Genomic DNA, 26,315 nt, shown 5'->3' with positions numbered 1-26,315 from the left:
GTGAAGACCATTCCAATCGCAACTCGTTGCGATTGTCACTACCATTAAAAAATATGCACTCAGGAGACCAAGTAGAAATTACCTTTGATGAACTTGTTGAAAAGTTAAAAAAATAGTTCGACTCCTTTAATAATATTTAATGCGGTGACCAAGTAGAAATAACTTTTGATGAACTCGTTAAAAAATTTAAGAATTAAAAGAATTCAAAATCTATTAGTTAAAAGTTTCTATAATCTAGAAACTTTTGACTAATTTTTTATGTAAGCAAGATAAAATATAAATTATTGTATAAAATCCATTTGAAAACAGCAAAATTTACGCAAAATGAGTGCATTATATTGCACTTTTCTTTAATTAAGATTAAAATAATATAGAACTTTGAAGAAATGAGATGATTTTTTGAAAAAAAGAGAAGATGTAAGGAATATTGCCATCATTGCCCATGTCGATCATGGCAAGACTACACTTGTTGATGCTCTCCTAAAACAATCAGGGGTTTTTAGAGAAAATCAACAAGTTAACGAAAGAGTAATGGATTCCAACGACATTGAACGTGAAAGAGGAATTACAATTCTTTCAAAAAATACAGCAGTTAATAAAAACGGTGTAAAAATTAATATTATAGATACTCCAGGACACGCTGACTTTGGAGGAGAAGTTGAACGTGTTTTAAAAATGGTAAATGGGGTTGTGCTTTTAGTAGATGCTTTTGAAGGTCCAATGCCTCAAACAAAATTTGTTTTAAAGAAGAGTTTTGAGCTAAATCTTCCAGTTATTGTCTGCATCAACAAAATAGACAGACCAGAAGCAAGACCTGAGGCAGTAGTTGATGAAGTTCTAGATTTATTTATTGAACTTGGTGCAGATGAAGAAATTTTGGAATGTCCATTTGTGTTTGCTTCTGCTAAGTCAGGAGTTGCTGATCTTAATTTAGATGATGAAATGACTTCAATGGAGCCACTTTTTGACACTATTATCAAATATATTCCAGCCCCAGAAGATAAGGACGATTTACCATTTAAACTTTTAATTTCAACAATTGACTATAACGAATATGTTGGAAGAATTGGAATTGGTAAAATCGAACAGGGTGTTATAAAAGAAAATGAACAACTTGTAAGAGTTAATAAAGAAAAACCAGATTTTCAAGAAAAGATTAAAATTTCGCAACTTTATGAATTTGAAGGACTTAATAGAGTTGAAGTTGAATCTTCAAGAACTGGATCAATTGTTGCTGTAACAGGTATCGAAGATATAAACATTGGAGACACTATAACTTCAACTGAAGACACTGAACCACTTGAATTTGTTAAAATTTCTGAACCTACAATCTCAATGAACTTTTCTGTAAACAATTCACCTTTTGCAGGAAGAGTTGGAAAGTTTTTAACTTCAAGACAAATTAAAGCAAGACTTGAAAAGGAACTTCAAACTGATGTTGGACTTAGAGTTGAAGAAACTGACAAGACTGATTCCTTTAAGGTAAGTGGTAGAGGAGAGCTTCACCTTTCAGTTTTAATCGAAAACATGAGACGTGAAGGATTTGAATTCCAAGTATCTAAACCTCAAGTGCTTTATAAAATTGACGAAAATGGCAAAAAATTAGAGCCAACTGAAAGAGTTACAGTTGATGTAGATTCAGCATATGCAGGATCCGTTATTGAAAAACTTGGAAGACGTAAGGGAGAACTTGTAAATATTATCGAGCCTAATGGTGGATATCAAAGACTTGAATTTATCATCCCTTCAAGAGGGCTTATTGGTTATAGAACTGAATTTATGACAGATACAAAGGGAAATGGTATACTTAACTCAATCTTTGAAGGATATGTTCCATACAAAGGAGATATCCCAAGAAGAGTTAACTCTTCAATTGTTTCCTTTGACACTGGAGTTGCTTCATCTTATGGTCTACACAATGCACAAGAACGTGGTACATTATTTGTGGAACCTGGCGAAGAAGTTTACGAAGGACAAGTTGTTGGAGAATCTCCGAAGGGAATTGAAGTTGAAGTTTCTGTAACAAAGGCTAAAAAGCAAACTAATGTAAGAGCTTCAGGTTCTGATGATGCTCTAAGACTTTCTCCAATTAAGGACATGAGTCTTGAAGAAGCTCTTGAATTTATAGAAGATGATGAGTTAATTGAAATAACTCCAGAAGAATTTAGAATAAGAAAGGAAATTTTAGATTCACAAAAGAGGTACAAATCTAAAAAGAATAAATAAAGAAGAGGTGCAATATGTTTAGTGCATATTTTGGTATGTTGAAAAATTTCGCCCAAGTTTATTCAATTTTATTCATTGTAAATGTATTAGTCTCAACTTTTGTAATTTTATTTGATAAGAAAAAGCCAATATCCACATTATTGTGGGTAATGGCAATTAATTTCTTACCAGTGATTGGAATAATCTTATATATTTTTATTGGACAAGACATATCAAAATCTAGGATATTTGATGGAAAAAGTAAGGCTGATGAAATCCTAAGTAAGGAAGCGGACAAACAGCTTGAAGAAATTGAAAATGAAGAATTTGAATTTTCAAACCCAAGGACTAAAAATCATGTTGATATGATAGAAATGTTTAACAGGGCAGAAAACGAAATCCTTCATACAAACAATAAAATTAAAATTTTCACAGATGGGAAAGAAAAATTTGCCGAATTATTTAAAGATTTAAGAGAAGCAAAGCACACAATTTATGTTCAGTATTACATTTTTAAATCTGACGAACTTTCCACAGAATTTATGAACATATTAAAGCAAAAAGCTCAGGAAGGTCTTGATGTATACTTATTAGTTGATGGCATGGGTGTTAGGAAGATGAAGCTTAGAGACAGAGATGCTCTAAGAGCTGCTGGCGTTAAGTTTGCAATATTTTTCCCAGGAATTATAATTAAAATCAACACTCACATCAATTATAGAAACCACAGAAAAATCGTCGTAATCGACAAGAGAATAGGTTATGTGGGCGGATTTAATGTTGGTGATGAATATGTTTCTAAGGGACCAATGGGTTATTGGAGAGATACTCATTTAAGAATCATAGGACCTGCAGTAAATGGACTTGCGTGGAGATTTTTCATGGACTTTAAATTTGCTTCTAAGGACTATACTAAAGGATTTACTACAGAAATCTTCCCTGAAATTGAAGATGGTATTGATGTAAATATAGTTACAAGTGGTCCAGATACTAAGGCGGACTCAGTGAGAAATGGATATGAAAAGCTAATCACATCTGCAAGAAAAGAACTTTACATCCAAACACCATACTTTGTACCTGATGAGGGACTTTTAAAAGCTATTAAAGTTGCAGCATTAAGTGGAGTTAAGGTTCACATAATGTTTCCTGCTAAAAGAGACCATGTATTTGTTCACTGGGCATCACTTTCATTTTTAGGAGAACTTCTAAAATGGGGCGCAAGAGTTTATCAATATGAAGATGGTTTCTTGCACACTAAGATTGTAATTTCAGATGATTATCTATCAAGTGTTGGTACTGCAAACTTTGACATAAGAAGTTTTGAGCTAAACTTTGAAGTTAATGCATTTGTCTATGACGAAGAAGTAAATAGAAAACTCAAAGAAGATTTCAAAAAAGACCTTGAACACTGTAGAGAAATCACTCCAGAAATTTATAAAAACCGTTCAAAACTTACAAAAGTTAGAGAGTCTTTCTCTAGACTTCTATCACCATTATTATAATGAAAATTATTAAAAAGAAGATTAAATCCATTATAATAAAAGTAGAAGATGGAGAAGTTGTTGTTTCTGCTCCACATGGCACTTCTAAATCTTACATCGATAAAGTTTTAGATAAAAATAAATCTAGAATTGAAGAATTAAAAACACTTGATGCGAAGAAAAATAGATTTAAAAATCATCTCTTTGGAGAGAAAATAGAAGTGGATAATGAAAAAGATCTTGAAAAAATTTATAGAACAAGACTTAAGGCAGTTTTAGACATACTTTTTGAAAAGTACGAAAAAATAACTGGACTAAAAGCCACATCTGTAAACATCAGAAAAATGAAAGTAAGATGGGGGACTTGTTATCCTGCAAGTGGCAAGATAAATATAAATTTAAAACTGGCAGAAAGACCAATTGATGAAATAGAGGCAGTGGTGCTTCATGAATTAGTACATTTAAAATATGGAAATCACGACAAAAAGTTTTATAATGAATGTATCAAGTACATGCCAAATTATTTAGAAATTGAGAAGAGATTAAAGACATAGGTGGAATATGAAGAAATTTTTAAAGGGATTAATTGTAATAGCAATAATAATAGCACTGATGCATCTATTTAACATATCGATTTTTGTGGGAAATCAAAGAATAGACAGATTCTTTTTCATTGATTTAATAAGAAACTTCAGCCTTGAAGGTTTATTTAATGAGATAATTCGTTTCTTCGACAGAATAAGTATTAGTATTCATAAGTTAATTAAAAGTATAAGCACGCGATAAAGCGTGCTTTTTATAGTTGGTGTAAATTATTCAAATTTCTTTCGACTAAGTTTATTCCCTTATTATATGCTGACAAGTAATATTTTAAAATTAAATTCAAAGTAGATTCTGAGTAACTTGTAAGCTCTCCTTTAAAATATTGTTCAATAGTTGTCTGGCCAGTACTAATTGATTGATTATATAAATCTCTATTATTATCTAAAAGTTTTGAATTCTTATTTTTAATATCTTCTTCCCAAGACATATATATCAGCATAATGGAATTAATAATGTTGGACTTAAATGCTGAAATCTTAGGTAATTTATGTTCGATAGATTTATAATATGATGGGTCTGTATATTGCATCATGTAAGCATATTTTTCGGTTACTAAATTTCTGTTATTATTTTTTGCGTCAATTAAATCATTTAGATAGGAATTTAAGATAATATCATTATAGATTCCCCAATAGCAAAGACGTGAAAATATAAATGTTTGAGAATCATCTTGGCAATATGACCTTTTTTTTATATTATTTACATTTGTAAAAAAATACCATTCATTTTTAACTATTTCTTTTAATATTTTTTCTCTTTTTAAATTATTATATTCGTTTTTCATAAAGCACCTACTTAATCCATGTATCTTCTTTTTTTAAAATTTCATCGTTTATATTCTTAACAATTTCACTTGAATGATATCTTAAAAAATCAGAAGTGGAATTTGAAAGATTGTTGTCATTTAAGTATTTGATTATCTTTTTGCACATATTTTCTATAATTTCTATTTTTTCTTTAGAATTATTGATATCACTTAGACTCAATAATTTATCTATATTTTGCGATGAATAATCACCTAAAATTGGTAAAGCTTTAAGAGAATTATATTGCCATTTATAAAAAGGCATGTACTTTTTATTTATGAGATGAATAAATTCACAGTAATAAGTTAAAAACTCACTAAGTGCTATATGAGCGCCCATTAAGTTTTTTCTTTTTAAGCATCTATCATAATTATATTGACCTGCTTGAGCAATTTTATTGCAAAGATATGCAAGTTTCTTTAATACTAAATCTCTTGGGTAGTATTCCAATAGTCTATTTCTAATAGAAGTGAATAAATTGTAATTATCTTCAAAGACTTTTCCGTTTGTAGCTACTGATAGAAAGTCACTTGGAACTTTTCTAAATTCCATTAAAGTAGAAGGACCATTTTCATAAAGAGTATAGTATTTATAGAAGTCCTCTATGGATTTAATTTCTAAAATTCCATCTGATATACTAATCTTATCTAAAGGTAATTTCGCTCTTTCTTCTTGAGGCAAGAACCATATACATCTTTTATAAAAATCGTGATCTCTTGATATTTCGTCATCATATCCATAACATTCTGATCCTTGACCTACTAAAGCAAATGCCGAATATTTTATAAATTCAGGGTAGGTTTTAGAAATAAATGGTTTAACATCATTAAAATAAAAATTTTCACAAATTTCTAAACCTTTTTTTGAATCGGGTAAAGAATCGTCACATTTTATATTTCGATTATTTTTTCTTAAATAATTTAAATTACTGATGATGTTTTTATAAGCTTCACTTTCAACTCCATAAGTATTTTCAATAATTTTTAAAGAAATAAGATAAAGTGATTTGCTTTTTGATATATCACCAATGCTATAATAATACTTTGCTAAATTATTAATTACACTTGCATAAAGAGGATTGTTTGGTGAAATTTTCTTTTCAAGGAAATCTTTAGCTTTAAAAATATATTCTTTTGCTTCTTCATTTCTATTCAAATTAAAACAAACATCAAATAAATTATTGTATGTAGTAGCAAGTTGAATGCTATGGTGTGGGATTATCTTTAAAATTTCTTCTGACTTTTTTAAAAGTTGATACGCTCTTTGTGGATTTCCATCTTCAAGATGAAGTAAAGCCAAATTATTTGCATTTGATGCATAAGAATAATTATACAAATTTAAACTTTCATAAATAGAATTTGCTTTTTCAAATAATTTAATAGCATCATATTTATTAGAATTCATTCTATATGCATTTGCTAAATTCATAATTGTATTAGCATAAGCCTCAGAATCAGTGTCAAAATATTTCTCTATTAGTGTTTTTGCCAAGATTAAACTTTTTATGCTTTTTTCGTAATCACCAGTATTTCTAAGAGCTCCACCATAATCATTTAAAATTTCAATTAGCTTTTTGTTGTCACCAATTGAATAAGCTATATCCAAAGCCTCTTCTATTAGAGGCAACATATCCTTTTCTCTCCCCTCGCGTAAGAGAGAATGATATTTATATTGTAAATCGTTAATTTTATTCATATCCATTCTAATAATTCACCTACGGGATTTTCTATTATTTCAAGAGCAACTACATCTTTATTTGTAAAGTTATCTAATATAATTGTTTTAGAACTTTCGAGATCTGATAACAATCCACTAAAAATTGCAATACTTTTTCCAAAAAGACCTACTCTAAATGAAATTTTTAACAAACTAACATTGGCTGCTTTAAAAACTAAATCAGAAGCCTTGATTGCAGAGATACTATTTTTAAATTCACACATCATAAGAGATGACTTTGAAATATCAGATGCCTTAGTATTTTTATTAATTTTTGCAATGACTTCTTCCTCAACATTAAGAATATCAATAGATAAAATCTTATTAGTTTTAAAATAGTTGTGAATATCCAATATGTCATTATCATTACCATTTAATATGAAAACAATTCTACCAGGACACACATTTCTAGATAAGAATAGGTATACTGGATAGTTTAATATTATGTCATTTATTTCTTTATATCCAATAGCAATGCTAGGAAATTCGACAAGTAAAAAAGAAGATAACATAAAACCACTTCCTCACAGACATTTTATTTAAATAGAATTAATTATTCAATACAAGTGGGGAAAAGGTTTATATTTAACATAAAAAAGTTTATTTTGAATATAATTTACTGTAAAGTATGAAAAATTTAAAAAAACATACAAAAAGTAAACACAAATTCAAAAAAAGAAGTTTGAATTTTACATTAATATAGTTTTAATTCTATTATAGCGTATTAAAGCACACATTATATAATCTATTCAGGCTTGATGAAAGGTACATAAGCGAAAAACAATTTAGGAGGTATTTATATGTTAGAAAAAGGTTTTTCACAACCTAGTGAAAGAATTAAAAGACTTAGACAAGTTATAATTGATGCTGTACCAGTTGTAGAATCTGATAGAGCTAGATTAATAACTGAGTCTTACAAGGAAACAGAAGGTCTTACAAATATTTTGAGAAGAGCTAAAGCTGTTGAAAAATTATTTAATGAACTTCCTGTAACAATTAGAGATGATGAATTAATTGTTGGTTCAATAACTGTTAATCCAAGATCTACTGGTCTTTGCCCAGAATTTTCATATGAATGGGTAGAAGCTGAATTTGATACAATGGCTACTCGTATGGCAGACCCATTTGTTATTCCTGAAGAAACAAAAAAAGAACTTCACGAAATTTTCAAATATTGGAAAGGCAAAACAACTTCAGAATATGCTGATTCATTAATGAGCCAAGAAGCTAAAGATTGTATATCTAATGGTATCTTTACTGTAGGAAACTATTTCTTTGGTGGTGTAGGACATGTTAATGTTGATTATGCAAAAATCATAAAAAAAGGATTTAGAGGCGTAATCGAAGAAACTGTTAAGGCTATGAACGAAATGGATCAAACTGCTCCAGAAGCAATCCAAAAAATGCAATTCTATAAAGCAGTAATTATTTCTTATAATGCTGCAATTAACTTTGCACACAGATACGCAAAGAAAGCTGAAGAACTTGCAAGCCGTGAAATTAATCCAACAAGAAAACAAGAACTTTTAAGAATAGCTGAAAACTGTAAGAGAGTTCCAGAATATGGTGCAAGAGACTTTTGGGAAGCTTGTCAAGCATTCTGGTTTGTACAAATAATGGTACAAATTGAATCTAATGGACACTCAATTTCTCCAGGAAGATTTGATCAATATATGTATCCATCATATAAGAATGATCAAACTATAACTAAAGAATTTGCTCAAGAATTAGTTGACTGTATTTGGGTTAAATTAAATGATATTAATAAAACACGTGATGAAGTATCTGCTCAAGCATTCGCGGGATATGCAGTATTCCAAAATCTATGTGTTGGTGGACAAGATGAATATGGTGTTGACGCTACTAACGATATTTCATATATGTGTATGGAAGCTGTTGCTCACGTTGCATTACCAGCTCCTTCATTCTCAGTAAGAGTTCATCAAAATTCACCATATGAATTTTTATTAAGAGCATGTGAAGTTTCAAGACTTGGTTATGGTGTTCCAGCATTCTATAATGATGAAGTTATAATTCTAAACTTAGTATCAAGAGGAGTAAAACTTGAAGATGCTAGAGATTATTCTATAATCGGTTGCGTTGAACCTCAAGCAGGTCACAGAACTGAAGGATGGCATGATGCTGCATTCTTTAACATTGCAAAAGTTCTTGAAATAACTCTTAACAATGGTAGATGTAATGGAAAACAACTTGGACCTAAAACTGGTGAACTTACTGAGATGAAATCTATCGATGATATATTTGATGCATATCAAAAACAAATGGAATATTTTGTAAGATATCTAGCTGAAGCTGATAACTGTGTTGACTATGCGCACGCTTCAAGAGGAAATCTTCCATTTATGTCAGCAATGGTTGACGATTGTATTAAGAGAGGTAAATCTGCACAATCTGGTGGAGCTATTTACAACTTTACTGGACCTCAAGCATTTGGTGTTGCAGATTCTGGAGACTCTTTCTATGCAATTTATAAGAATGTATTTGAAGATAAGAAAATCTCTCTTGCTGAATTAAAAGAAGCTCTAGAAGAAAACTTTGGATTCACAGACTCTATAATGCCAGGATGTGGATGCAATACTCAAACTGTTTCTGCTAAGGTTGGAGAAATGAATGAAGCAGAAATCTACGATGCAGTTAAGAAGATTTTAGCTTCTACTGGATCAATAAATGTAGATGAACTTGAAAATAAATTAACTGGAGAGTATTTACAACCTAATACATGTGGATGTAACGGCCAAGAAACAACAGGTAGATTTAGAACTATTCAAAAAATTCTTGATAACACAGAAAGCTTTGGTAATGATAATGAACTTTGCGATACATTTGCTATTAGAGCATCAAAGATTTATTGTGATGAAGTTGATAAATATGTAAATCCTAGAGGAGGATGTTTCCAAGCTGGTATCTATCCAGTATCTGCCAACGTATTATTTGGTAAAGATGTAGGAGCACTTCCAGACGGTAGAGTTGCTCACGCACCACTTGCTGACGGCGTAAGCCCAAGACAAGGAAAGGATGCTAATGGTCCAACAGCTGCTGCAAACTCTGTAGCTAAGTTACCTCATTTCCAAGCATCAAATGGTACACTTTATAATCAAAAATTCTCTCCAAAAGCAGTTGAAGGAGAAAAAGGATTAAAGAACTTTGTTTCTATTATTAAATCTTATTTTGATCAAAAGGGAGCTCACGTTCAATTTAATGTAGTTGATAGACAAACTTTAATTGAAGCACAAAAGAATCCTCAAGATCATAAAGACTTACTTGTTCGTGTAGCTGGATATTCCGCTCACTTCGTAACATTAGCTAAAGAAGTTCAAGATGATATCATCAACAGAACAGAACATATGATGTAATAGAGATGAAATTATAGAATAAAAACACGCTATGTAAAGTGGAGGTGACTATGGATTCTATAAATTATAATGAAAAGGGCGTCGTATTTGATATTCAAAGGTATTCTATTAATGACGGTCCTGGTATTAGAACCATAGTATTCTTAAAAGGTTGTCCCTTGAGATGTATTTGGTGTTCAAACCCAGAGTCGCAAAGAAAAGAAAAGGAATTAATGTTTAGAAAAATTCTTTGCATACACTGTGGTTTATGTATAAAAGCATGCAAACAAGGTGCACTTGATACTTCAAATCCTAATTTTGTAGATAGAAGTAAATGCATAATGTGCGGAGAGTGCGCCAATGTTTGTCCATCTAGTGCTTTAGAAGTAAAAGGTAAATTGATGACGGTATCTGAAGTAATAGAAGAACTAAAAAAAGATGAGAAATATTATTTTAGTTCTAATGGTGGTATTACACTTTCAGGTGGCGAAACCTTAATGCAACCTGAATTTGCAAAAGAATTATTTAGAGCTTGTAAGGCCAGAGGTTGGCATACTGCATTAGAGACCGAAGGATATGCAACAGAAGAAGCTATAAATAAGGTTATACCACATGTTGATTTAGTACTATTAGATATTAAGACAAATAATGATGAAATCCACAAGAAAGTTACTGGAGTAAGTAATAAATTAATAAAGAAAAATGCAAGTATTATACAAAATATATCAGAGACGATTATAAGGGTGCCTACAATCCCTGGAGTAAATGCTGATGAAAAAGAGTTTAGTGATATTGTAAAATTTGTAAAGACTCTCCCAAATGTTAAAGAGCTTCATATTTTGCCTTATCACAACTATGGAGAAGGTAAATATTATTTATTAGGTAGGGATTATGAATTATCTAATCTTAAAAAATTAGATGACAAATATGTAGATAAATTAAAGACTTTTGTAGAATCTAATGGATTAGTATGCCAAGTTGGAGGCTAAGGAGAAATTATGGATAAAGAATTATTAGAAAAAATAATGGGACAAGTTTCTAGCGAATTAGGAATGGATAAAAAAGAAGCTGGAGAATGCTGTTCTAGTACATGTAAAAAATCAGTAGATGTTACAGAATTTGTTGGAACATCAATAGGAGATACTATCGGTCTTGTTATAGCAAGCGTGGATCCAATATTAGTTGAAAAAATGAATTTAGGAAAATTTAAATCAATTGGTATCATTGGATCAAGAACAGGAGCAGGTCCACAAATAATGGCAGTAGATGATGCTGTAAAAGCTACTAATACTGAAGTTATAACAGTAGAACTTCCAAGAGATACTAAGGGAGGAGCAGGACATGGAAGCTTAATATATATAGGAGCTGAAGATGTTTCTGATGCAAGACGTGCCGTTGAAATTGCACTAGATGTTCTTCCAAAATATTTTGGAGATGTTTACGGAAATGATGCAGGACACCTTGAATTTCAATACACAGCAAGAGCAAGTTATTGCCTAGAAAAAGCTTTTGGAACACCACTAGGAAAAAGTTTTGGTATGGTAATAGGTGCTCCTGCAGTAATAGGAACAGTTTTAGCAGATGTTGCAGTTAAAGCAGCTAACGTAGAAGTTGTGGGATATTCTTCACCTGCACAAGGCACAAGTTTCTCAAACGAAGTTATACTTTCCTTTACAGGAGATTCTGGTGCAGTTCGTCAAGCAGTTAAAGCAGCGATTGAAGTTGGTAAGAAGTTACTTGGATCTTTGGGAGATGAACCAAAGTCAACTACAAGTCCTTACATTTAACATAAAAGTATATAAATTAGTATAAAAAATTTAGGAGGTATATTATGAATTCAGACGCATTAGGAATGGTTGAAACAAAAGGTTTAGTAGGAGCAATTGAAGCAGCAGATGCTATGGTTAAAGCAGCTAATGTAACATTAGTAGGATATGAAAAAATAGGATCTGGACTTGTAACTGTTATGGTTAGAGGAGATGTAGGAGCAGTTAAGGCAGCTACAGATGCAGGTGCAGCTTCAGCTAGAGCTGTTGGAGAAGTTGTATCTATTCATGTAATACCAAGGCCACATACTGATACTGAAAAAATTATTCCTCATTTTGATAAATAATATAAAGCCATAAACTATTTAGAAAAGTTAAAATACATTTTGTATTTTAACTTTTCTATTAAAAAAAGGTGATTAAATGAATATAAGTAAAGAAGAATTTGAAGAAATTATAAAACTTGCTATACTTCAAATTTCTAAAAATAAAAGAATTAATTTTATATTCTCAAAACCCTGGAACAATAAATATTATTTTGCTCTTGATATAATTAAAAATTTAAAAATCAATGCTAATTGTATCATTAGTAATGAATTAAGTGATTATCATAAAAATATAATATCCAATTATTTAATATGGAATGAAGTAATCAATCTAAATGATGATAATTTAGATTTAATTTCTGAGAATGATACATTTTTTTTAGATATTAAATTAAAGAATATAATCAATGTAATTTTATTTGATGAAGAAGAATATGAATCTAGATTAGTTATGAAACTTTTCGAAAAGGGAAATTCTGTCTACTTATGGAAAGAAACTGTTAAGAAAGTAACAGGCAAGGAACCTAAAAATTATATTAATAAATTGTTAGGATATTATGATGAAATTTTGAGCTATGGAGTCAAAATTGTTGATATAGAGGAAGTGAATAAGTATGAATAGAGCACTAGGTCTGATAGAGGTAATAGGTCTTACAAATGCAATAATAGTTGCTGATACAATGTTAAAGGCAGCTAATGTACAAATGGAAAATGTAGAAATTACAAAAGGTATGGGATTTGTTACTGTAAAAATTTCAGGAGATGTAGGAGCAGTTAAAGCTGCAATCGATTCTGGAAAAAGTTTGGCTATTTCATTCGATAAATTTGTTTCATCAAAAGTAATTCCAAGACCAGCTAAAGGGCTTGACAGTGTATTTGATTTAGATAAAGAAAATAGAAAAGATAATAAATCCAAAGAAATAAAAGATAATAAGTCTAAGGAAGTAAAAGAAAATAGTCCAAAGGTATCAGATAAGGAAACAAAAAATGCTGAAACTAAAGTTGAAACTAAAGAAGCTAAAGTTGAAACTAAAGAAGCTAAAGAAGAAACTAAAGTAGTTGAAAAAGATAAAATAAGCACTAAAGAAGCAAAAACAAAAACTGATAATGCAAAATTAAAGGTAAAAAAATCTCAAACAGAAGATAAAATTGATAAAAATCCTAAAGTAAGTGAGTAGTGATAGTATGTTTATTGCAAAAGTTGTAGGTAATGTAGTAGCGACGAGAAAAAATGACACATTAGTTGGCTATAAGCTTATGATTATACAACCTATTAATGCAAATGGAGAAGAGTATAAAAATGAATCTGTTGCTGCAGATTATGTAGGAGCAGGTATTGGAGAACTTGTACTTGTAGGGGCGGGTTCTTCGGTTCGTGTTGAAAATCAAAGAAAAGATTCAGTAATAGATTTAGCAATAATAGGTATAATAGATGAATTAATTGTGTGAGGTGAAATATGAGTAAAAGATCAGTTTTTGATACTGTTTGTGATGCTATAGATGCATCAAAATCAGCTTTAAAATTATATAAAGAGCTTGGAATTTCAAATAGAGAAGAAATAATAAAAGCTTTGAGAGAAGAACTTTTAAATCATGTTGAAGAACTTGCACAAAAAAGTTATGAAGAAACTTGCATGGGATGTATTGATTCTAAAATTCAAAAAATAAAATTGAGTATTGAGAGAACTCCTGGTACTGAAGATTTGATTTCAGAAGTTTTGACTAAAGATAAAGTAATGACGCTTTATGAATACTCAGCATTTGGTATTGCGTGTGCAATAATGCCAAGTACTAATCCGATAGCAACAGTAATTAATAATACAATAGGATTATTAGCTGCTGGAAATTCTGTAATATTGTGTCCACATCCAAGAGCTATTGAGGTTACTAAGTATTTAACAGATATTATTGCAAGCGCAATTTTAAAAACATGTGGGATAGATAATTTAGTAACAACATTATCAGAAGTTAGTATAAAAAGTATACAAGAAATCATGTATCATCCAGATGTAAATTTACTTGTAGTAACAGGTGGAAGCGAAATTGCTAGAACGGCAAATAAGTGTGATAAAAAAGTCATTTCTGGTGGAGCAGCAAACCCAACTTTTATTGTTGATGAGACAGCTGATATAGATAAAGCTGCGAATTGTATCGTAAAAGGTGCAAGTTTTGATAATAATATATTATGTGTAACAGAAAAGAATATAGTCATTGTCGAAACTATATATGAAAAATTTAAAGAAGCACTTGAAAAAGAAAAAGTATTTTACATAGATACTTTTGAAGATATGTTAAAACTTTCAAAAGTTTTATTAACAGAAGATTTAAAACCAAATAAATTCTTAGGTGGAAAAAGTGTTAAAGAGATTTTAGATTTTTCAGGAATAAATTATAGTGGAGACTATAAATTAATAGCTGTTGATGTACCAAAAATACATCCATTTGCAATAGAAGAATTACTAATGCCTGTAATTTCAGTAATTAAAGCAAAAGATTTTGATGAAGCATTAGAATTTTCACTATGTCTTGAACAAGGACTTCGTCATACAGCTGGAATTCATTCAAATAGTATTGAAAGATTAAATATTGCAGCTAAGACAATGCAGACATCAATTTTTATAAAAAATGGTTGTTCTCTAGATGGTATAGGTTTTTCGGAAGGAAATCCTGTAAGTTTTACAATAGCTAATAGAACAGGGGAAGGATCTACAAGTGCCAGAAATTTTGCACGTAGAAGAAGATGTGCTTTAATAGACGCTTTTTCAATAAGGTGATAAAATGAAAATTTTAAAAAATGGAACAGAAATTGTGTTTGAAGCAAATGCTTTAAGTAAATTGGAAAAATTTGAGAATAAGAAAATCTTAATAATGACAGACTCATTTATTTCAAATAGTGTTCTAATGAATAAATTATTAAAAAATATTAATAAAAATAATAAGATAATAATATTTGATAAAGTAATGCCAGATCCTACTTTAGAACTTGTAGGAAAGGCACTCTCAATTTATATAAAAGAAGGAATTGATATACTAATAGGATTTGGGGGAGGTTCCTCCATAGATGCAGCAAAGGGCGTTATATACTTCGCAAGTGAAATATTAGAAAAAGATATATATTTTATCGCAATTCCTACAACAAGCGGAACAGGATCTGAAGTTACAAGTGTGGCTGTGATTAAAGATACTCAAACACATATAAAACATCTTTTGCAATCAGATAATATGTTACCTGATTTAGCAATATTAGATGAAAGTCTTTTGAGAGAACTTCCAAAAAAAATAATTGCTAATACAGGAGTAGATGTGCTAACTCATGCATTAGAAGCATATGTTGGAACTAAAAGAAGTGCATTTTCTGATGCACTTGCCGAAAAAGCAGGAGAGTCAGTTGTTAAGTATTTATTCAGAAGTTATTCAAACCCAAGAGATGTTGAAGCAAAAGAAGAAATGCATATGGCATCTATGATGGCTGGGATGGCTTTTGAAGCAGCAGGACTTGGAGTAAATCATGCAATAGCACATCAAATTGGGGCATTGTTTGGTATACCTCATGGTCTATGTAATGGTTTAATATTAAACAATGTAATAAGTTTTAATTCAAAAGATGAAAAATTAAAGAAAAGATATGCATGTTATGCAAGAAAAATAGGAGTTTCAAGTTCTAATAGCGATGAAGATGCATTTAATGCTTTAAAAAAATTTATTAATGCATTGCAAAGAATAATGGATATGCCAAAAAAAATTAGTGGGTGTAATGTATCTAAAGAAAAGGTATTAGCTGAATTAAATACACTTGCAGAAAATGCATTAAAAGATAATTGCATGAAAACAGCACCCAAATCAATAGAAAAGGAAGAAATAAAAAAGATAATTGAAAACGTATATTAGTTAGTATAGACTTATTATTAATAATTTGTATACGGGGGGATCATTGTGTACATTAATAAAGAGAATATACCTAATATTAAAATTAATGAAAAATATACAAATGGAATAGATGGAATTGATATTTACTCAATATTTGGAAGGGAATATTTGGAGCAAATACAAAAAGTTATTTCAGATGTAACAGGGCTTGCATTTGTAACAATAGATTATAAGGGAGAACCTTTAACTGAAATGACAAACTTCTCTAGGAGATGTCAACATATAAGAAAAAATGCAATGCATAAAAAGATTTGTGAATTATCTGATGCATCAGGAGCTATAAGGGCCGCTGTTTCAAAAAAAACATCAATTTATTTTTGCCCTTTTAATTTATTAGAAGTTGCCATACCTATAATAATTAATGACAAATATTTAGGAGCTTTTATAGGTGGACAAGCAATTTGCGAAGATCCACCTGAAAAAGTGATTAGAATGAAGGACCAACTCTTATTAGAAGATATTGATTATAGTGATATAGATTTTAGTTCTGATGATGTCCATGCAAAAAAATATACATTTAAGGAATTTGAATCTACTGTTAAGTTAATTGAACTTATAATTTCTGAAATAATAAAAAAGGAATTAATATCGAGTTATCACGAAAATAAAAATAAAAATAAAATCAAAGCCTTGGAAGAGAAGGTTTTAGAACTTGAAGAAAAGAATTTCAAGTTAAAAACTAAATTATCTTCTTTTAGTAATAGTGTAAACACTTTATTTTTAAATAATATGATGGAGTCGCTGTCAAATCTTGCATTAATAGAAGAAGCACATAATACAAGTGAGTATAGTGAGCATTTAAGAAAATTTATTATTGAATCTATTGATGTTGAATCAAACTCAGCTAATTATGTTAAAAAGACCTTACTAGAGTATTTTATGATGAAAAAAATTCAGTATAAAGATAGGTTTCAATATGAGATTAATATTGATGATGACTCTAAGGAGATGATAATGCCACTTAAAGTATTAATTGCATATGTAGTGGTAATGTGCTTTTTAGGTTTAAGTTTTAATGAGGGAATTTATAATATAAAAGTAAATTTTAAAAAGAAAGAGGACTTTTATATTGTGGTCATTGATGATAATGGTCCAGGAATTACAAGTGAATCATTAGAAAAACTTAAAGCTAATCAAGCAATTAGTGATGAAATAGAAAATGTGTTTGGTTATATTAGCCAATTAGAAGAAGATATTAAGAAAATTTTTGGTGGAGAACCAGAAATAAAGATAGAAGAAAAAAATAAAAATACCAAAATATCCATCAAATATCACGTAAAAAGCTAAGGTGATTAAATGTACAATGTTTTGTTAGTTAGTAATCAAAACCTAATTAGGACTGCAATAAAAAAAACTATAGAAAAAAACAGTAAATTTAATGTCGTAGCAGAAGCAGACACACCTAAAGAGGCGTTTAGTGTAATTGATAGAGGAGATGTAAATATTGTCTTTTCTGATTATATAATGCCAAATATGAGTGGTCTTGATTTTATCAATAAAATAGAGAAAGAATATAATGATATAAAAGTTTTTTTATTAGCATTTCCTACAGAATTATTTTCAAGAGAAAACAGAAGCATTAATTTAAATCACATTATTTTAAAGCCAATTACATACGATAAGGTAAATGAAAAATTAAAAATATTTGAAAAGAGTCTAGGTAAAAACAATGAGAGTGATTATGGATCAGAGTTTATATTGGAGATGCAAAAATCCATAAACTTAGACAATTTCCTTGAAGTTTACAAGTATTTTGCAGATTATGTAGAAAGATTTAATTTCAAGGATAAAAATTTAGAATATAAGAATCATTTAAATCTAGAGTTGAGAGGTATTGCTGAAAAAATTATTTATTTGAATAATTTTATTGAAGATGTAAAAATTTTAGATACAAAATTAGAACTTAATAATCTAATAATTTCAGATATTAAACTTTGTCAAAATTGGATTTTTAAAGTTGTGGAATATTACTTTAAAAGAAAAAGTATAACAAAATACCCGATTTTGAAAGATGTTTTAAGTTATATTGATAACAATATAGATAAAAATATTTCTCTAAGTGATGTTGTAAAAGGATGTAATATTTCGCAAGGATATTTGAGTAGACTTTTTAAAAGTGAATATAGTATGACTGTTGTAAATTTTATTCATTTAAAGAAAGTCAATTTCGCAAAAGAATTAATTCTAGTTAAAAATCAAAGTGTATCAGATGTTGCTTTTAATTTAGGATATAACGAGAGTGGATATTTTAGTAAAATTTTTAAGAAGTATGAAAAAGTTACCGTAGAACAGTTTAGAAAAACTAGGTGAAGTAAATGAATAAATTTATTATTACATCTGAATCTGTAACAGAAGGACATCCTGATAAAGTATGTGATTTAGTTTCGGACTCAATATTAGATGAATATTTAAAAAAAGATAGTAATTCTAGGGTTGCAATTGAAAGCATGATTTCAAATAATCTCTTATTGTTAGCAGGAGAAGTTACATCTAAAGCAAAAGTAGATGTAGAAAAAGTAGCTATAGATACTATTAAAGAAATAGGATATTCAAACGATGAATCTGGATTTGATGTAGATAAAGCTATTGTAATAACAAATATAGATGAGCAATCAAAAGATATTGCAATGGGAGTAAATAGAGAAAAAATATGTGCAGGAGATCAAGGACTTGTCTTTGGATATGCAACAAGAGAAAGTAATTCTTATCTTCCGTTATCTTGCGAACTATCGCATAAGTTGGCAAAAAGATTGTCAGTTGTTAGAAAAGAAGGTATCGTAGACGGATTATTTCCAGATGGAAAATCACAAGTTAGTATAGTTTATGAGAATAATAAACCATCATATGTTAAGTCTATTGTACTTGCGGCTCATCATAAAGAAAGTAAAGATATTGCAACATTAAGATATGAATTAATCAAAGAAGTAATATTTAAGGAGATAGATAATTCACTGTTAAAAAAAGATACTTCAATTCATATTAATGCAACTGGAAAATTTACAATTGGTGGTCCGAGAGCAGATGTTGGACTAACAGGAAGAAAAATAATTGTAGATACATATGGTGGATTAGGACGACACGGTGGAGGAGCTTACTCAGGTAAGGACCCTTCAAAGGCAGATAGGTCGGCTTCTTACATGGCAAGATATGTAGCAAAAAATGTTGTAGCAGCAAATTTGTGTGATAGGTGTGAAGTTCAACTTGCTTATGTAATAGGTAAGGAAAATCCAGAAAGTATCTATATAAATACTTTTGGCACAGAAAAATATGACTTAAAAAAGATATATGATGTTGTAAATAGTGTTTTTGATTTTAGTATTGATTCAATAATTAAAAACTTAAGATTACAAAGACCAATATACAAAAAAACTGCAGCATATGGTCATTTTGGAAGAGAAGAAAGTGAGTTTACATGGGAGAAAATTGATAAAAAAGATGAAATAAAAAATTTAATAGGGTAGGTGTACTATGAACATTTTAACATTACTTGCAGGATTTGCTGGAGGATTTTTTGGCGCAGCCTACGGTTCAATACCAGCTTTTATTTTAACTGGTGTATTTGCTTTAATAGGCTCAGTATTAACACTTGCAGGTGTAACTGATTTTACTGTAGGTAATATTGCTTTTGGACCATTCTTTGGGCCTCATGTTTCATTTGCAGCAGGAGCTGCAGCGGCAACTTATGCAGCAAATAAAGCTAAAAAGTTAGATGATGCACAAAATGTTTTGGCGGCTTTGTTTGGACTTAATGATATTAATACATTATTAGTTGGTGGACTATATGGATTAGTAGGTATAATTTGTTTTACATTAATTACTAAACAAACAGCATTTGTAACTGATTATCCTGCATTTTGCGTATGTGTTGTATTATTCTTAAATAGAATAATTTTAGGTAAAACTTCTCTTATAGGAACATTAAAAGAAGGAGAAAAAAGAGAAATTTTACCACAGCAAGATGCAATAATGAATGGATCAGTAGGATTATTATTTGGGCTTGGGATTGCAATTCTTGGAAAACTTTTAATGGATGCAGGAGTATCTAAAGAATCAATGGGAATTTATCCTGTATTTACTTTCGGATTTTCAGCAATTTCTCTAGCATTTTTACAAATGGGATTTAGTGTACCAATAACACATCACATTACCTATCCAGCTGCAACAGTATTTGTAATGACAGGAAATGTTTATCTTGCAGCTTTGACAGGATTAATTAATGCATTACTTTGGGTAATGGCAGGAAAAATATTTAATTCACATTGCGATACATATATTGACCCACCAGCTATTGTTATAGCAGTCAGTATGTTTGTAATAAATTTAATATTTTAGAAAATAGAGAAGAGGAAATAATATGCTTGATGATAATGAACTTATAGCAAAAGTTTCAAATGAAGTTTTTAAAAGAATTAATAGTATAACTAACCATAAAATTGTTGTTGGAGTATCTAATAGACATGTACATCTTTCAAAGGAAGATTTAGAAAGTTTATTTGGAAAAGGTTATGAACTTACCGTTAAATCAAAATTAAAACAACCTGGACAGTTTGCAGCAGAGGAATGTGTTACAATTCGTGGACCAAAAGGTGAATTTAAAAAGGTAAGAATACTTGGACCAGTTAGAAGTAAATCTCAAGTAGAAATTTCTCTTACAGATTCCTTTAAATTGGGTGTTAAAGCCCCAATCAAAGAGTCGGGCAAACTTGAAGGTACACCAGGTATAGAACTTATTGGTCCTTGTGGAAAAGTTAATATGCCAAATGGTACTATAATCGCATTAAGACATATCCATATGACACCAGAAGATGCTAAGTTTATGGAAGTGAATGATGGTGATTTTGTAGATGTACAGTTTTTTGGAGAAAGAAAAGCTATAATGGGAAATGTTTTAATAAGAGTTAGTGATAAATATAAATTAGAAATGCATTTAGATACAGATGAAGCTAATGCAGTTGGTATTAAGAATAATGATTTTGTTGTTCTAAGAAAGTTTGTTGGGTGAAAATTTGATTAGCAATAAAGAGGTATTAAAACTTTCAAAATTAATTAAAGACGATAATTTTGTTGATTATAAAAATAGTGAACTTAAGGTTGGAGTTGATCTTGGAACGGCTAATATTGTTTTAGTTGTTGTTGATGAAAAAAACAGAGTCATAGCAGGTGCTATGAAGTCTGCTAAAGTTGTTAGAGATGGCATTGTAGTTGATTATATTGGTGCAATAAATATAGTTAAAGATTTAAAAAGAAAACTAGAAGATAAATTAGAAAAAGAGCTTATATATGCAAGCTGTGCAATACCACCTGGGATTGATCCAAGAAGTACTAAAGCTATAGCAAATGTAGTTGAATCTTGTGATTTTATAGTCACAAATATTGTTGATGAACCAACGGCAGCAGCTGAGACTTTAAAAATAAAAGATGGAGCAATAGTAGATTTAGGTGGAGGAACAACAGGAATTAGTTTACTAAAAAATGGTGAAGTAATTGGGACTTGGGATGAACCCACTGGTGGTCATCATATGAATCTAACTATTGCAGGATATTATAATATTGATTTATCTAAAGCAGAAGAATTAAAAATAAACTCTAATAATAAAGATATTTTTACAATTATAAAACCTGTATTAGAAAAAATGGCAAGTATAGTAAAAAATTATTTAGACGGAAAAGAAGTTGATGCGATATATCTCGTAGGTGGGGCATCAAACTTTGATGGCATTGAAGACTTATTTGAAAAAATAACAGGTATCAAAACATTTAGAAGTAAAGAGGCTTTATTAGTTACACCACTCGGTATAGCTAAGAGTTGTTTAGGAGGAAAAAATGGACAATAATATGATTGAAGATATTATAAGACAAGTCATAGATGATTTATCAAAAGAAAAAATTATAATAAAACAAAGCAATAATACTAGTAATTATGGTGTTTTTGATAATATGAGCGATGCAATTGATGCGGCAGATATTGCACAAAAAAAATTATATGAACTTTCAATTGATGAACGAGATAGATTTGCTAATGTAATTAGAGAAACAATATTAAAAGAAGATAATTTGAATTTAATGTCATTAATGGCAGTTGAAGAAACAGCTATTGGTAGAGTTAGTGATAAAAAAATAAAAAATAAAGTTGCAGCTTTAAAAACTCCTGGTAAAGAAGATTTAAAAACAAATGCTATCTCTGGTTCAAATGGATTAATGATTGAAGAATATTGTCCATTTGGAGTAATTGGCTCAATTACACCTACAACAAATCCAACTGAAACAATAATATCAAATTCAATTTCGATGATAGTTGGAGGTAATTCAGTTGTATTTTCACCACACCCTCGTGCTAAGAAAACATCAATATTATTAATTCAAATGTTAAATAAAGCATTAGTAGAAAGTGGCGCACCAGCTAATTTAATAACAATGGTAAAAGAACCATCAATTGAAGCTACTAATGAAATGATGAAAAATCCAAAAGTTAGATTACTTGTAGCTACTGGCGGACCTGGAATTGTAAAAACGGTACTATCATCAGGCAAGAAGGCTATTGGAGCAGGAGCAGGTAATCCGCCAGTAGTAGTTGATGAAACAGCAGAGATAGAAAAAGCTGCTAAAGACATAGTAGATGGATCAAGCTTTGATAACAATGTACCATGTATTGCTGAAAAAGAAGTTTTTGTTGTGGAATCAAAAGCGGATGAATTGATTTATCATATGCAAAACTACGGAGCATATTTGCTAATTAATGACTTAGATATAGAAAAGCTTGATAAACTAGTTAGCCAAGAAAATGGAAAGCCAAAGACAGAATTTGTCGGAAAAGATGCAAAATACATTTTGGAAAAAATAGGTATAAATGTTTCAGATGATATTAAATTAATCATATTTAAGACTCATAAAAATCATCATTTAGTTACAGAAGAAATGATGATGCCAATTCTACCAGTTGTACCTGTACCTAATGTTGATGAAGCGATAAAATGCGCTCATGTAGCAGAACATGGAAATAGACATACAGCAATAATGCATTCTAAAAATGTAGATAAGCTTTCAAAAATGGCAAAATTATTAGAATGTACAATATTTGTTAAAAATGCACCATCTTATTCTGGTATAGGTGTTGGTGGTGAAGGTTCAACAACATTTACCATTGCTGGACCTACTGGAGAAGGAATTACAAGTGCAAAGAGTTTCTGTAGAATTAGAAGATGTGTTATAAAAGACTCTTTCAATATTAGATAAAAACTACTTTTATATTAAATAATAATAGGATAGATATTTTTGTGTATCAACCTAATCCTTATAAAAAAGGTGAGGGTTGATATATTTTTATTTTAATCCATAACCCTTTAGATTTTGTCTCATCTTTCTGTATTCGATAATAGGTTTATCTCCCTCTATTAAATTTTCCTTTGACTTTAAACTTGAAGCCTTAGGTCTCTGTGTTTCTACGACTCTTTTGTCCTGTCTTTCAATTATAAAGTTTGCAATTTTTCCAAAAAAACCAATGAATTTATCAACTAATTTTATTCCCGTTATTTTGTTGTAGAATCTAAGATATAGTATTGTATTTTCATCATCAACAGGTACGAAAAATATTAAAACTTTTATTTTATCAGTAATATTATTCATCCAAATATTTGGAAATTTAAACTTTAAATAAGTAGATCTAATTTCACTTTCATTTGGACCATGGCGTTCTTGTCCATTGTCTACTTCGTTATTTGCACTTGTAAGTATTGTCTTTTCTTTATCTGAAACAATAACCTTTGGACCATTTACAAGAGTTTTGCCACCTGCTCCAATTGTGTTGTGATGAACAAAGGGAAGGTGAACAACATCTAATTGATTTTCAATTGCTCTTGAATAATGAGTTTTCCACCAATCTTTAAATTCAGAAAAAACAAAGGATTTATCAATTTCATTGTGGAAGGGAATCTCATCTGTTTCAACTTCATCATCTCCATTCCAAATGTAAATAATTCCATGTCTTTCCTTAACTTTAAAGAATTTAACATTATATCTTTCTAAGTCGCCCTGATTATTTATTCCATTAGCAGGGATAAATTGACATTCTCCATTTTTATTAAATTCTAATCCGTGAAATGGACACTGAATATTACAATTATCTAAAACTTTTCCCTTAGACAAAGCTGCTCCTCTGTGTGAGCACATATCGAATAAACATGCGACCTTATTATTTTTATCTCTAAAAAATACAAGATCCATATTTAATCTTTTAACTCCTATTAATTCATTCTTCTTTAATTCACTAGAAGAAAGCACTGCGTACCACTCATTTTTTATCATAATAATCTCCTTAAATATACCTATAATTTTTATACCCTATTATAAAAATAATAAAATATATGATACAATTATTAAATTGGGGGAAGATATGGATTTAAATTTAACTTTTATTATTTTAGGATGTGTTATCCCAGGTCTAATGACGGGAGTAGGGGCTATTCCAATATTTTTTACAAAGAATGTAAATCAAAAAGCATTAGACATTATGCTTGCAGCAGCGGCAGGAGTAATGCTTGCAGCAACTTGCTTTTCACTTATTATTCCAAGTCTTGAAGAGGCAAATGGAGAAATAAGTGGCATACTTTTAACAGCACTTGGAATTTTTTGTGGTGCACTTATGCTTGATTTAATTGACAAATATGCACCACATGAGCATTTAATTGACAATAGACATGAAGGTGTCAATACAAAAAGTCTTGCGAGAATTTGGCTATTTGTAATTGCAATTGCAATTCACAACTTTCCAGAAGGACTTGCAACGGGAGTTGGATTTGGAGGAGAAACAGCCTCTAATGGTGTGTCCATAGCAGTGGGTATAAGTTTACAAAATATGCCTGAGGGTTTGGCAGTTGCTCTTGCACTTGTGCGTGAGGGTTACACTAGAAAGAAGGCCTTTTTAGTTGCACTTTTAACGGGTCTTGTTGAACCAATAGGAGCTTTTCTAGGAGTTTTCTTGGTATCTATGTTTTCTGCAATTCTTGGATTTATCCTTGCCCTTGCAGGAGGAGCAATGCTATTTGTAATAAGTGATGAAATAATTCCAGAAACTCATTCAAATGGATATGAGAGAGAGGCAACTTATGGAGTTGTGCTTGGATTTATTTTGATGATGCTTTTAGATACTTTATTATAAAAAAAGACTGATTTGTTCAGTCTTGAACCTGTAGACAAACCCACTATAACGCTCACCGGATTTCGCTTTCTACTAATTCTAATTCTTAACTCGCTGAAAAACGCAAACTCGCTTACGCTCAAACAGTGCGTTTTTCGGACGCTCATTTTCGAATTGAATTAGTACAGAAAGCTCAATATGGTTTGCTTTTATAGTAGGTTTTTACTTTGTCAACATTCTGGAGACTGATTTATTCAGTCTTTTTTTAGTATTATTAATTCTCATATTTTAAAAATTTGTTTGATAAAATCAGTGATATTATTATTTCAAAAACACCAAAGATTAATAAAGTTAATAAATCAGCAGAGTTAATATATTCCCAATTATTAGAACAAAGAGACAAAAAACTAAGTCCAATTGTTTTAGATAAAATTGGAATAAGATTTTGAGCTGAGGAACTAAATCCAAATATAGAAAGAATTACAGATATAAGAACAACAACTCCCAATGATTTAAATTTTATTGATATTGCATTTAAGATTAAAATTATAGGTATTGATAGGACTATACTTAACAAAATATAATAAAAGAATATAGTAAAATCAATACTACTAAATTTACATATAAATTTTCCACCAACATAAAATAGTAATAGAAAATAAATTTGTGTTATCAATATAATTACAAGAGATATAATAACTTTACTAATTACAAAATTAATATTTTTAATAGGACTCATCCTAATATTTTTTAAACCTGCTTTGTGTTCAACTTGCCATAAAGTTGCAACGATTATAGAAATAACGGGAATTATAAAAAATGAAAAGTAGAATAAAGACACTTGAGTCCACAAGCTTTTCCATTCGCTTGTCAAAACTTCTTTATTTCCCAAATAATTTATAACACCAAAGGCATTGGCAAGAAGAGGCACAATTAATACAGCGATAATTATATTTAAAAGTTTTATTTTTTTAAGTTCAAGTCTTAACATATTTCCTCCAG

General features: G+C 29.9%; 26 protein-coding genes. 21 read left to right on the top strand and 5 right to left on the bottom strand.

Going from position 1 to position 26,315, the window contains the following annotated elements:
* The first annotated feature begins 399 nt into the window (after positions 1–399).
* From typA to KQI68_RS08025, 4 genes are read left to right on the top strand one after another with little or no spacing between them, the layout of a single operon-like run.
* Positions 400–2,226: a translational GTPase TypA gene (gene typA, locus KQI68_RS08040; RefSeq protein ID WP_216549622.1), complete on the top strand. Its 1,827-nt coding sequence runs from the start codon at positions 400–402 to the stop codon at positions 2,224–2,226.
* Between the two features lie 14 nt (positions 2,227–2,240).
* Positions 2,241–3,704, top strand: coding sequence for a cardiolipin synthase (gene cls / locus KQI68_RS08035; protein WP_216549621.1), 1,464 nt, complete (start codon positions 2,241–2,243; stop codon positions 3,702–3,704).
* Positions 3,704–4,237: a M48 family metallopeptidase gene (locus tag KQI68_RS08030; protein ID WP_246541277.1), complete on the top strand. Its 534-nt coding sequence runs from the start codon at positions 3,704–3,706 to the stop codon at positions 4,235–4,237. The genes cls and KQI68_RS08030 overlap by 1 nt, the downstream gene beginning before the upstream one ends.
* Before the next feature lie 7 nt (positions 4,238–4,244).
* A complete protein-coding gene (locus tag KQI68_RS08025; protein WP_216549620.1) occupies positions 4,245–4,469 on the top strand; it encodes a hypothetical protein in 225 nt (74 codons plus the stop codon).
* Positions 4,470–4,479: 10 nt separating this feature from the next.
* On the opposite strand, the gene KQI68_RS08020 is transcribed toward KQI68_RS08025, so the two are convergent.
* From KQI68_RS08020 to KQI68_RS08010, 3 genes are all read right to left on the bottom strand, one after another.
* Positions 4,480–5,070, bottom strand: coding sequence for a DUF4125 family protein (locus KQI68_RS08020; RefSeq protein WP_216549619.1), 591 nt, complete (start codon positions 5,068–5,070; stop codon positions 4,480–4,482).
* A 7-nt stretch (positions 5,071–5,077) separates the two neighbouring features.
* Positions 5,078–6,721, bottom strand: a complete 1,644-nt coding sequence (locus KQI68_RS08015; protein ID WP_246541276.1) for a DUF4037 domain-containing protein — start codon at positions 6,719–6,721, stop codon at positions 5,078–5,080.
* Positions 6,722–6,783: 62 nt separating this feature from the next.
* Positions 6,784–7,320, bottom strand: coding sequence for a BMC domain-containing protein (locus KQI68_RS08010; protein ID WP_216549617.1), 537 nt, complete (start codon positions 7,318–7,320; stop codon positions 6,784–6,786).
* Positions 7,321–7,608: 288 nt separating this feature from the next.
* Between KQI68_RS08010 and KQI68_RS08005 the strand changes: the two genes are divergently transcribed.
* The 16 genes from KQI68_RS08005 (at position 7,609) to KQI68_RS07930 (ending at position 23,413) form a co-directional block, all read left to right on the top strand.
* Complete coding sequence (locus KQI68_RS08005) at positions 7,609–10,182, top strand: glycyl radical protein (protein ID WP_216549616.1); 2,574 nt, start codon at positions 7,609–7,611, stop codon at positions 10,180–10,182.
* A gap of 50 nt (positions 10,183–10,232) precedes the next feature.
* On the top strand, positions 10,233–11,150 hold the full coding sequence (locus KQI68_RS08000) for a glycyl-radical enzyme activating protein (RefSeq protein WP_216549615.1): 918 nt from the start codon (positions 10,233–10,235) through the stop codon (positions 11,148–11,150).
* Positions 11,151–11,159: 9 nt separating this feature from the next.
* Positions 11,160–11,948 (top strand): propanediol utilization microcompartment protein PduB, encoded by a 789-nt coding sequence (gene pduB / locus KQI68_RS07995; RefSeq protein ID WP_216549614.1) that lies wholly within the window; start codon positions 11,160–11,162, stop codon positions 11,946–11,948.
* A gap of 44 nt (positions 11,949–11,992) precedes the next feature.
* Complete coding sequence (gene pduA / locus KQI68_RS07990; RefSeq protein ID WP_216549613.1) at positions 11,993–12,274, top strand: propanediol utilization microcompartment protein PduA; 282 nt, start codon at positions 11,993–11,995, stop codon at positions 12,272–12,274.
* A gap of 76 nt (positions 12,275–12,350) precedes the next feature.
* Positions 12,351–12,875: a hypothetical protein gene (locus tag KQI68_RS07985; RefSeq protein ID WP_216549612.1), complete on the top strand. Its 525-nt coding sequence runs from the start codon at positions 12,351–12,353 to the stop codon at positions 12,873–12,875.
* A complete protein-coding gene (locus tag KQI68_RS10450) occupies positions 12,868–13,431 on the top strand; it encodes a BMC domain-containing protein (protein ID WP_216549611.1) in 564 nt (187 codons plus the stop codon). The genes KQI68_RS07985 and KQI68_RS10450 overlap by 8 nt, the downstream gene beginning before the upstream one ends.
* Positions 13,424–13,702, top strand: a complete 279-nt coding sequence (locus KQI68_RS07975; RefSeq protein ID WP_343221701.1) for a EutN/CcmL family microcompartment protein — start codon at positions 13,424–13,426, stop codon at positions 13,700–13,702. Before KQI68_RS10450 ends, KQI68_RS07975 begins: the two co-directional genes overlap by 8 nt.
* Before the next feature lie 8 nt (positions 13,703–13,710).
* A complete protein-coding gene (locus tag KQI68_RS07970; RefSeq protein ID WP_216549610.1) occupies positions 13,711–15,027 on the top strand; it encodes an aldehyde dehydrogenase in 1,317 nt (438 codons plus the stop codon).
* Positions 15,028–15,031: 4 nt separating this feature from the next.
* Positions 15,032–16,141 carry an iron-containing alcohol dehydrogenase gene (locus KQI68_RS07965; protein WP_216549609.1) on the top strand — a complete coding sequence of 370 codons (1,110 nt, stop codon included), beginning with the start codon at positions 15,032–15,034 and terminating at the stop codon, positions 16,139–16,141.
* A gap of 45 nt (positions 16,142–16,186) precedes the next feature.
* Positions 16,187–17,467 carry a PocR ligand-binding domain-containing protein gene (locus KQI68_RS07960; RefSeq protein WP_216549608.1) on the top strand — a complete coding sequence of 427 codons (1,281 nt, stop codon included), beginning with the start codon at positions 16,187–16,189 and terminating at the stop codon, positions 17,465–17,467.
* A 9-nt stretch (positions 17,468–17,476) separates the two neighbouring features.
* Positions 17,477–18,490: an AraC family transcriptional regulator gene (locus tag KQI68_RS07955; RefSeq protein ID WP_216549607.1), complete on the top strand. Its 1,014-nt coding sequence runs from the start codon at positions 17,477–17,479 to the stop codon at positions 18,488–18,490.
* A 5-nt stretch (positions 18,491–18,495) separates the two neighbouring features.
* Positions 18,496–19,641, top strand: a complete 1,146-nt coding sequence (gene metK, locus KQI68_RS07950) for a methionine adenosyltransferase (RefSeq protein ID WP_216549606.1) — start codon at positions 18,496–18,498, stop codon at positions 19,639–19,641.
* A gap of 7 nt (positions 19,642–19,648) precedes the next feature.
* Positions 19,649–20,512, top strand: a complete 864-nt coding sequence (locus tag KQI68_RS07945) for a DUF7973 family transport facilitator (RefSeq protein ID WP_216549605.1) — start codon at positions 19,649–19,651, stop codon at positions 20,510–20,512.
* Positions 20,513–20,534: 22 nt separating this feature from the next.
* Positions 20,535–21,182: a phosphate propanoyltransferase gene (locus tag KQI68_RS07940; protein WP_216549604.1), complete on the top strand. Its 648-nt coding sequence runs from the start codon at positions 20,535–20,537 to the stop codon at positions 21,180–21,182.
* Between the two features lie 4 nt (positions 21,183–21,186).
* Positions 21,187–22,014: an ethanolamine utilization protein EutJ gene (gene eutJ, locus KQI68_RS07935; protein ID WP_216549603.1), complete on the top strand. Its 828-nt coding sequence runs from the start codon at positions 21,187–21,189 to the stop codon at positions 22,012–22,014.
* Positions 22,004–23,413: an aldehyde dehydrogenase family protein gene (locus KQI68_RS07930; RefSeq protein ID WP_216549602.1), complete on the top strand. Its 1,410-nt coding sequence runs from the start codon at positions 22,004–22,006 to the stop codon at positions 23,411–23,413. The genes eutJ and KQI68_RS07930 overlap by 11 nt, the downstream gene beginning before the upstream one ends.
* 87 nt (positions 23,414–23,500) lie before the next feature.
* Here the strand turns inward: KQI68_RS07930 and KQI68_RS07925 are convergent, their stop codons facing one another.
* Positions 23,501–24,481: an aromatic ring-hydroxylating oxygenase subunit alpha gene (locus KQI68_RS07925; protein WP_216549601.1), complete on the bottom strand. Its 981-nt coding sequence runs from the start codon at positions 24,479–24,481 to the stop codon at positions 23,501–23,503.
* 88 nt (positions 24,482–24,569) lie between these two features.
* Between KQI68_RS07925 and KQI68_RS07920 the strand changes: the two genes are divergently transcribed.
* The gene (locus KQI68_RS07920) at positions 24,570–25,334 is read left to right on the top strand and encodes a ZIP family metal transporter (RefSeq protein ID WP_216549600.1); all 765 of its coding nucleotides are present in this window, start codon (positions 24,570–24,572) and stop codon (positions 25,332–25,334) included.
* Positions 25,335–25,587: 253 nt separating this feature from the next.
* Here KQI68_RS07920 and KQI68_RS07915 read toward each other — a convergent pair whose 3' ends face one another.
* Positions 25,588–26,304 carry an ABC transporter permease gene (locus KQI68_RS07915; protein ID WP_216549599.1) on the bottom strand — a complete coding sequence of 239 codons (717 nt, stop codon included), beginning with the start codon at positions 26,302–26,304 and terminating at the stop codon, positions 25,588–25,590.
* Positions 26,305–26,315: the final 11 nt, after the last annotated feature.

The organism is Peptoniphilus ovalis (assembly GCF_018919265.1).
Taxonomy (GTDB): domain Bacteria; phylum Bacillota; class Clostridia; order Tissierellales; family Peptoniphilaceae; genus Peptoniphilus_A; species Peptoniphilus_A ovalis.
Note: the sequence above shows the minus strand (reverse complement) of the source record. Positions and strands in the feature narration are given on the sequence as shown.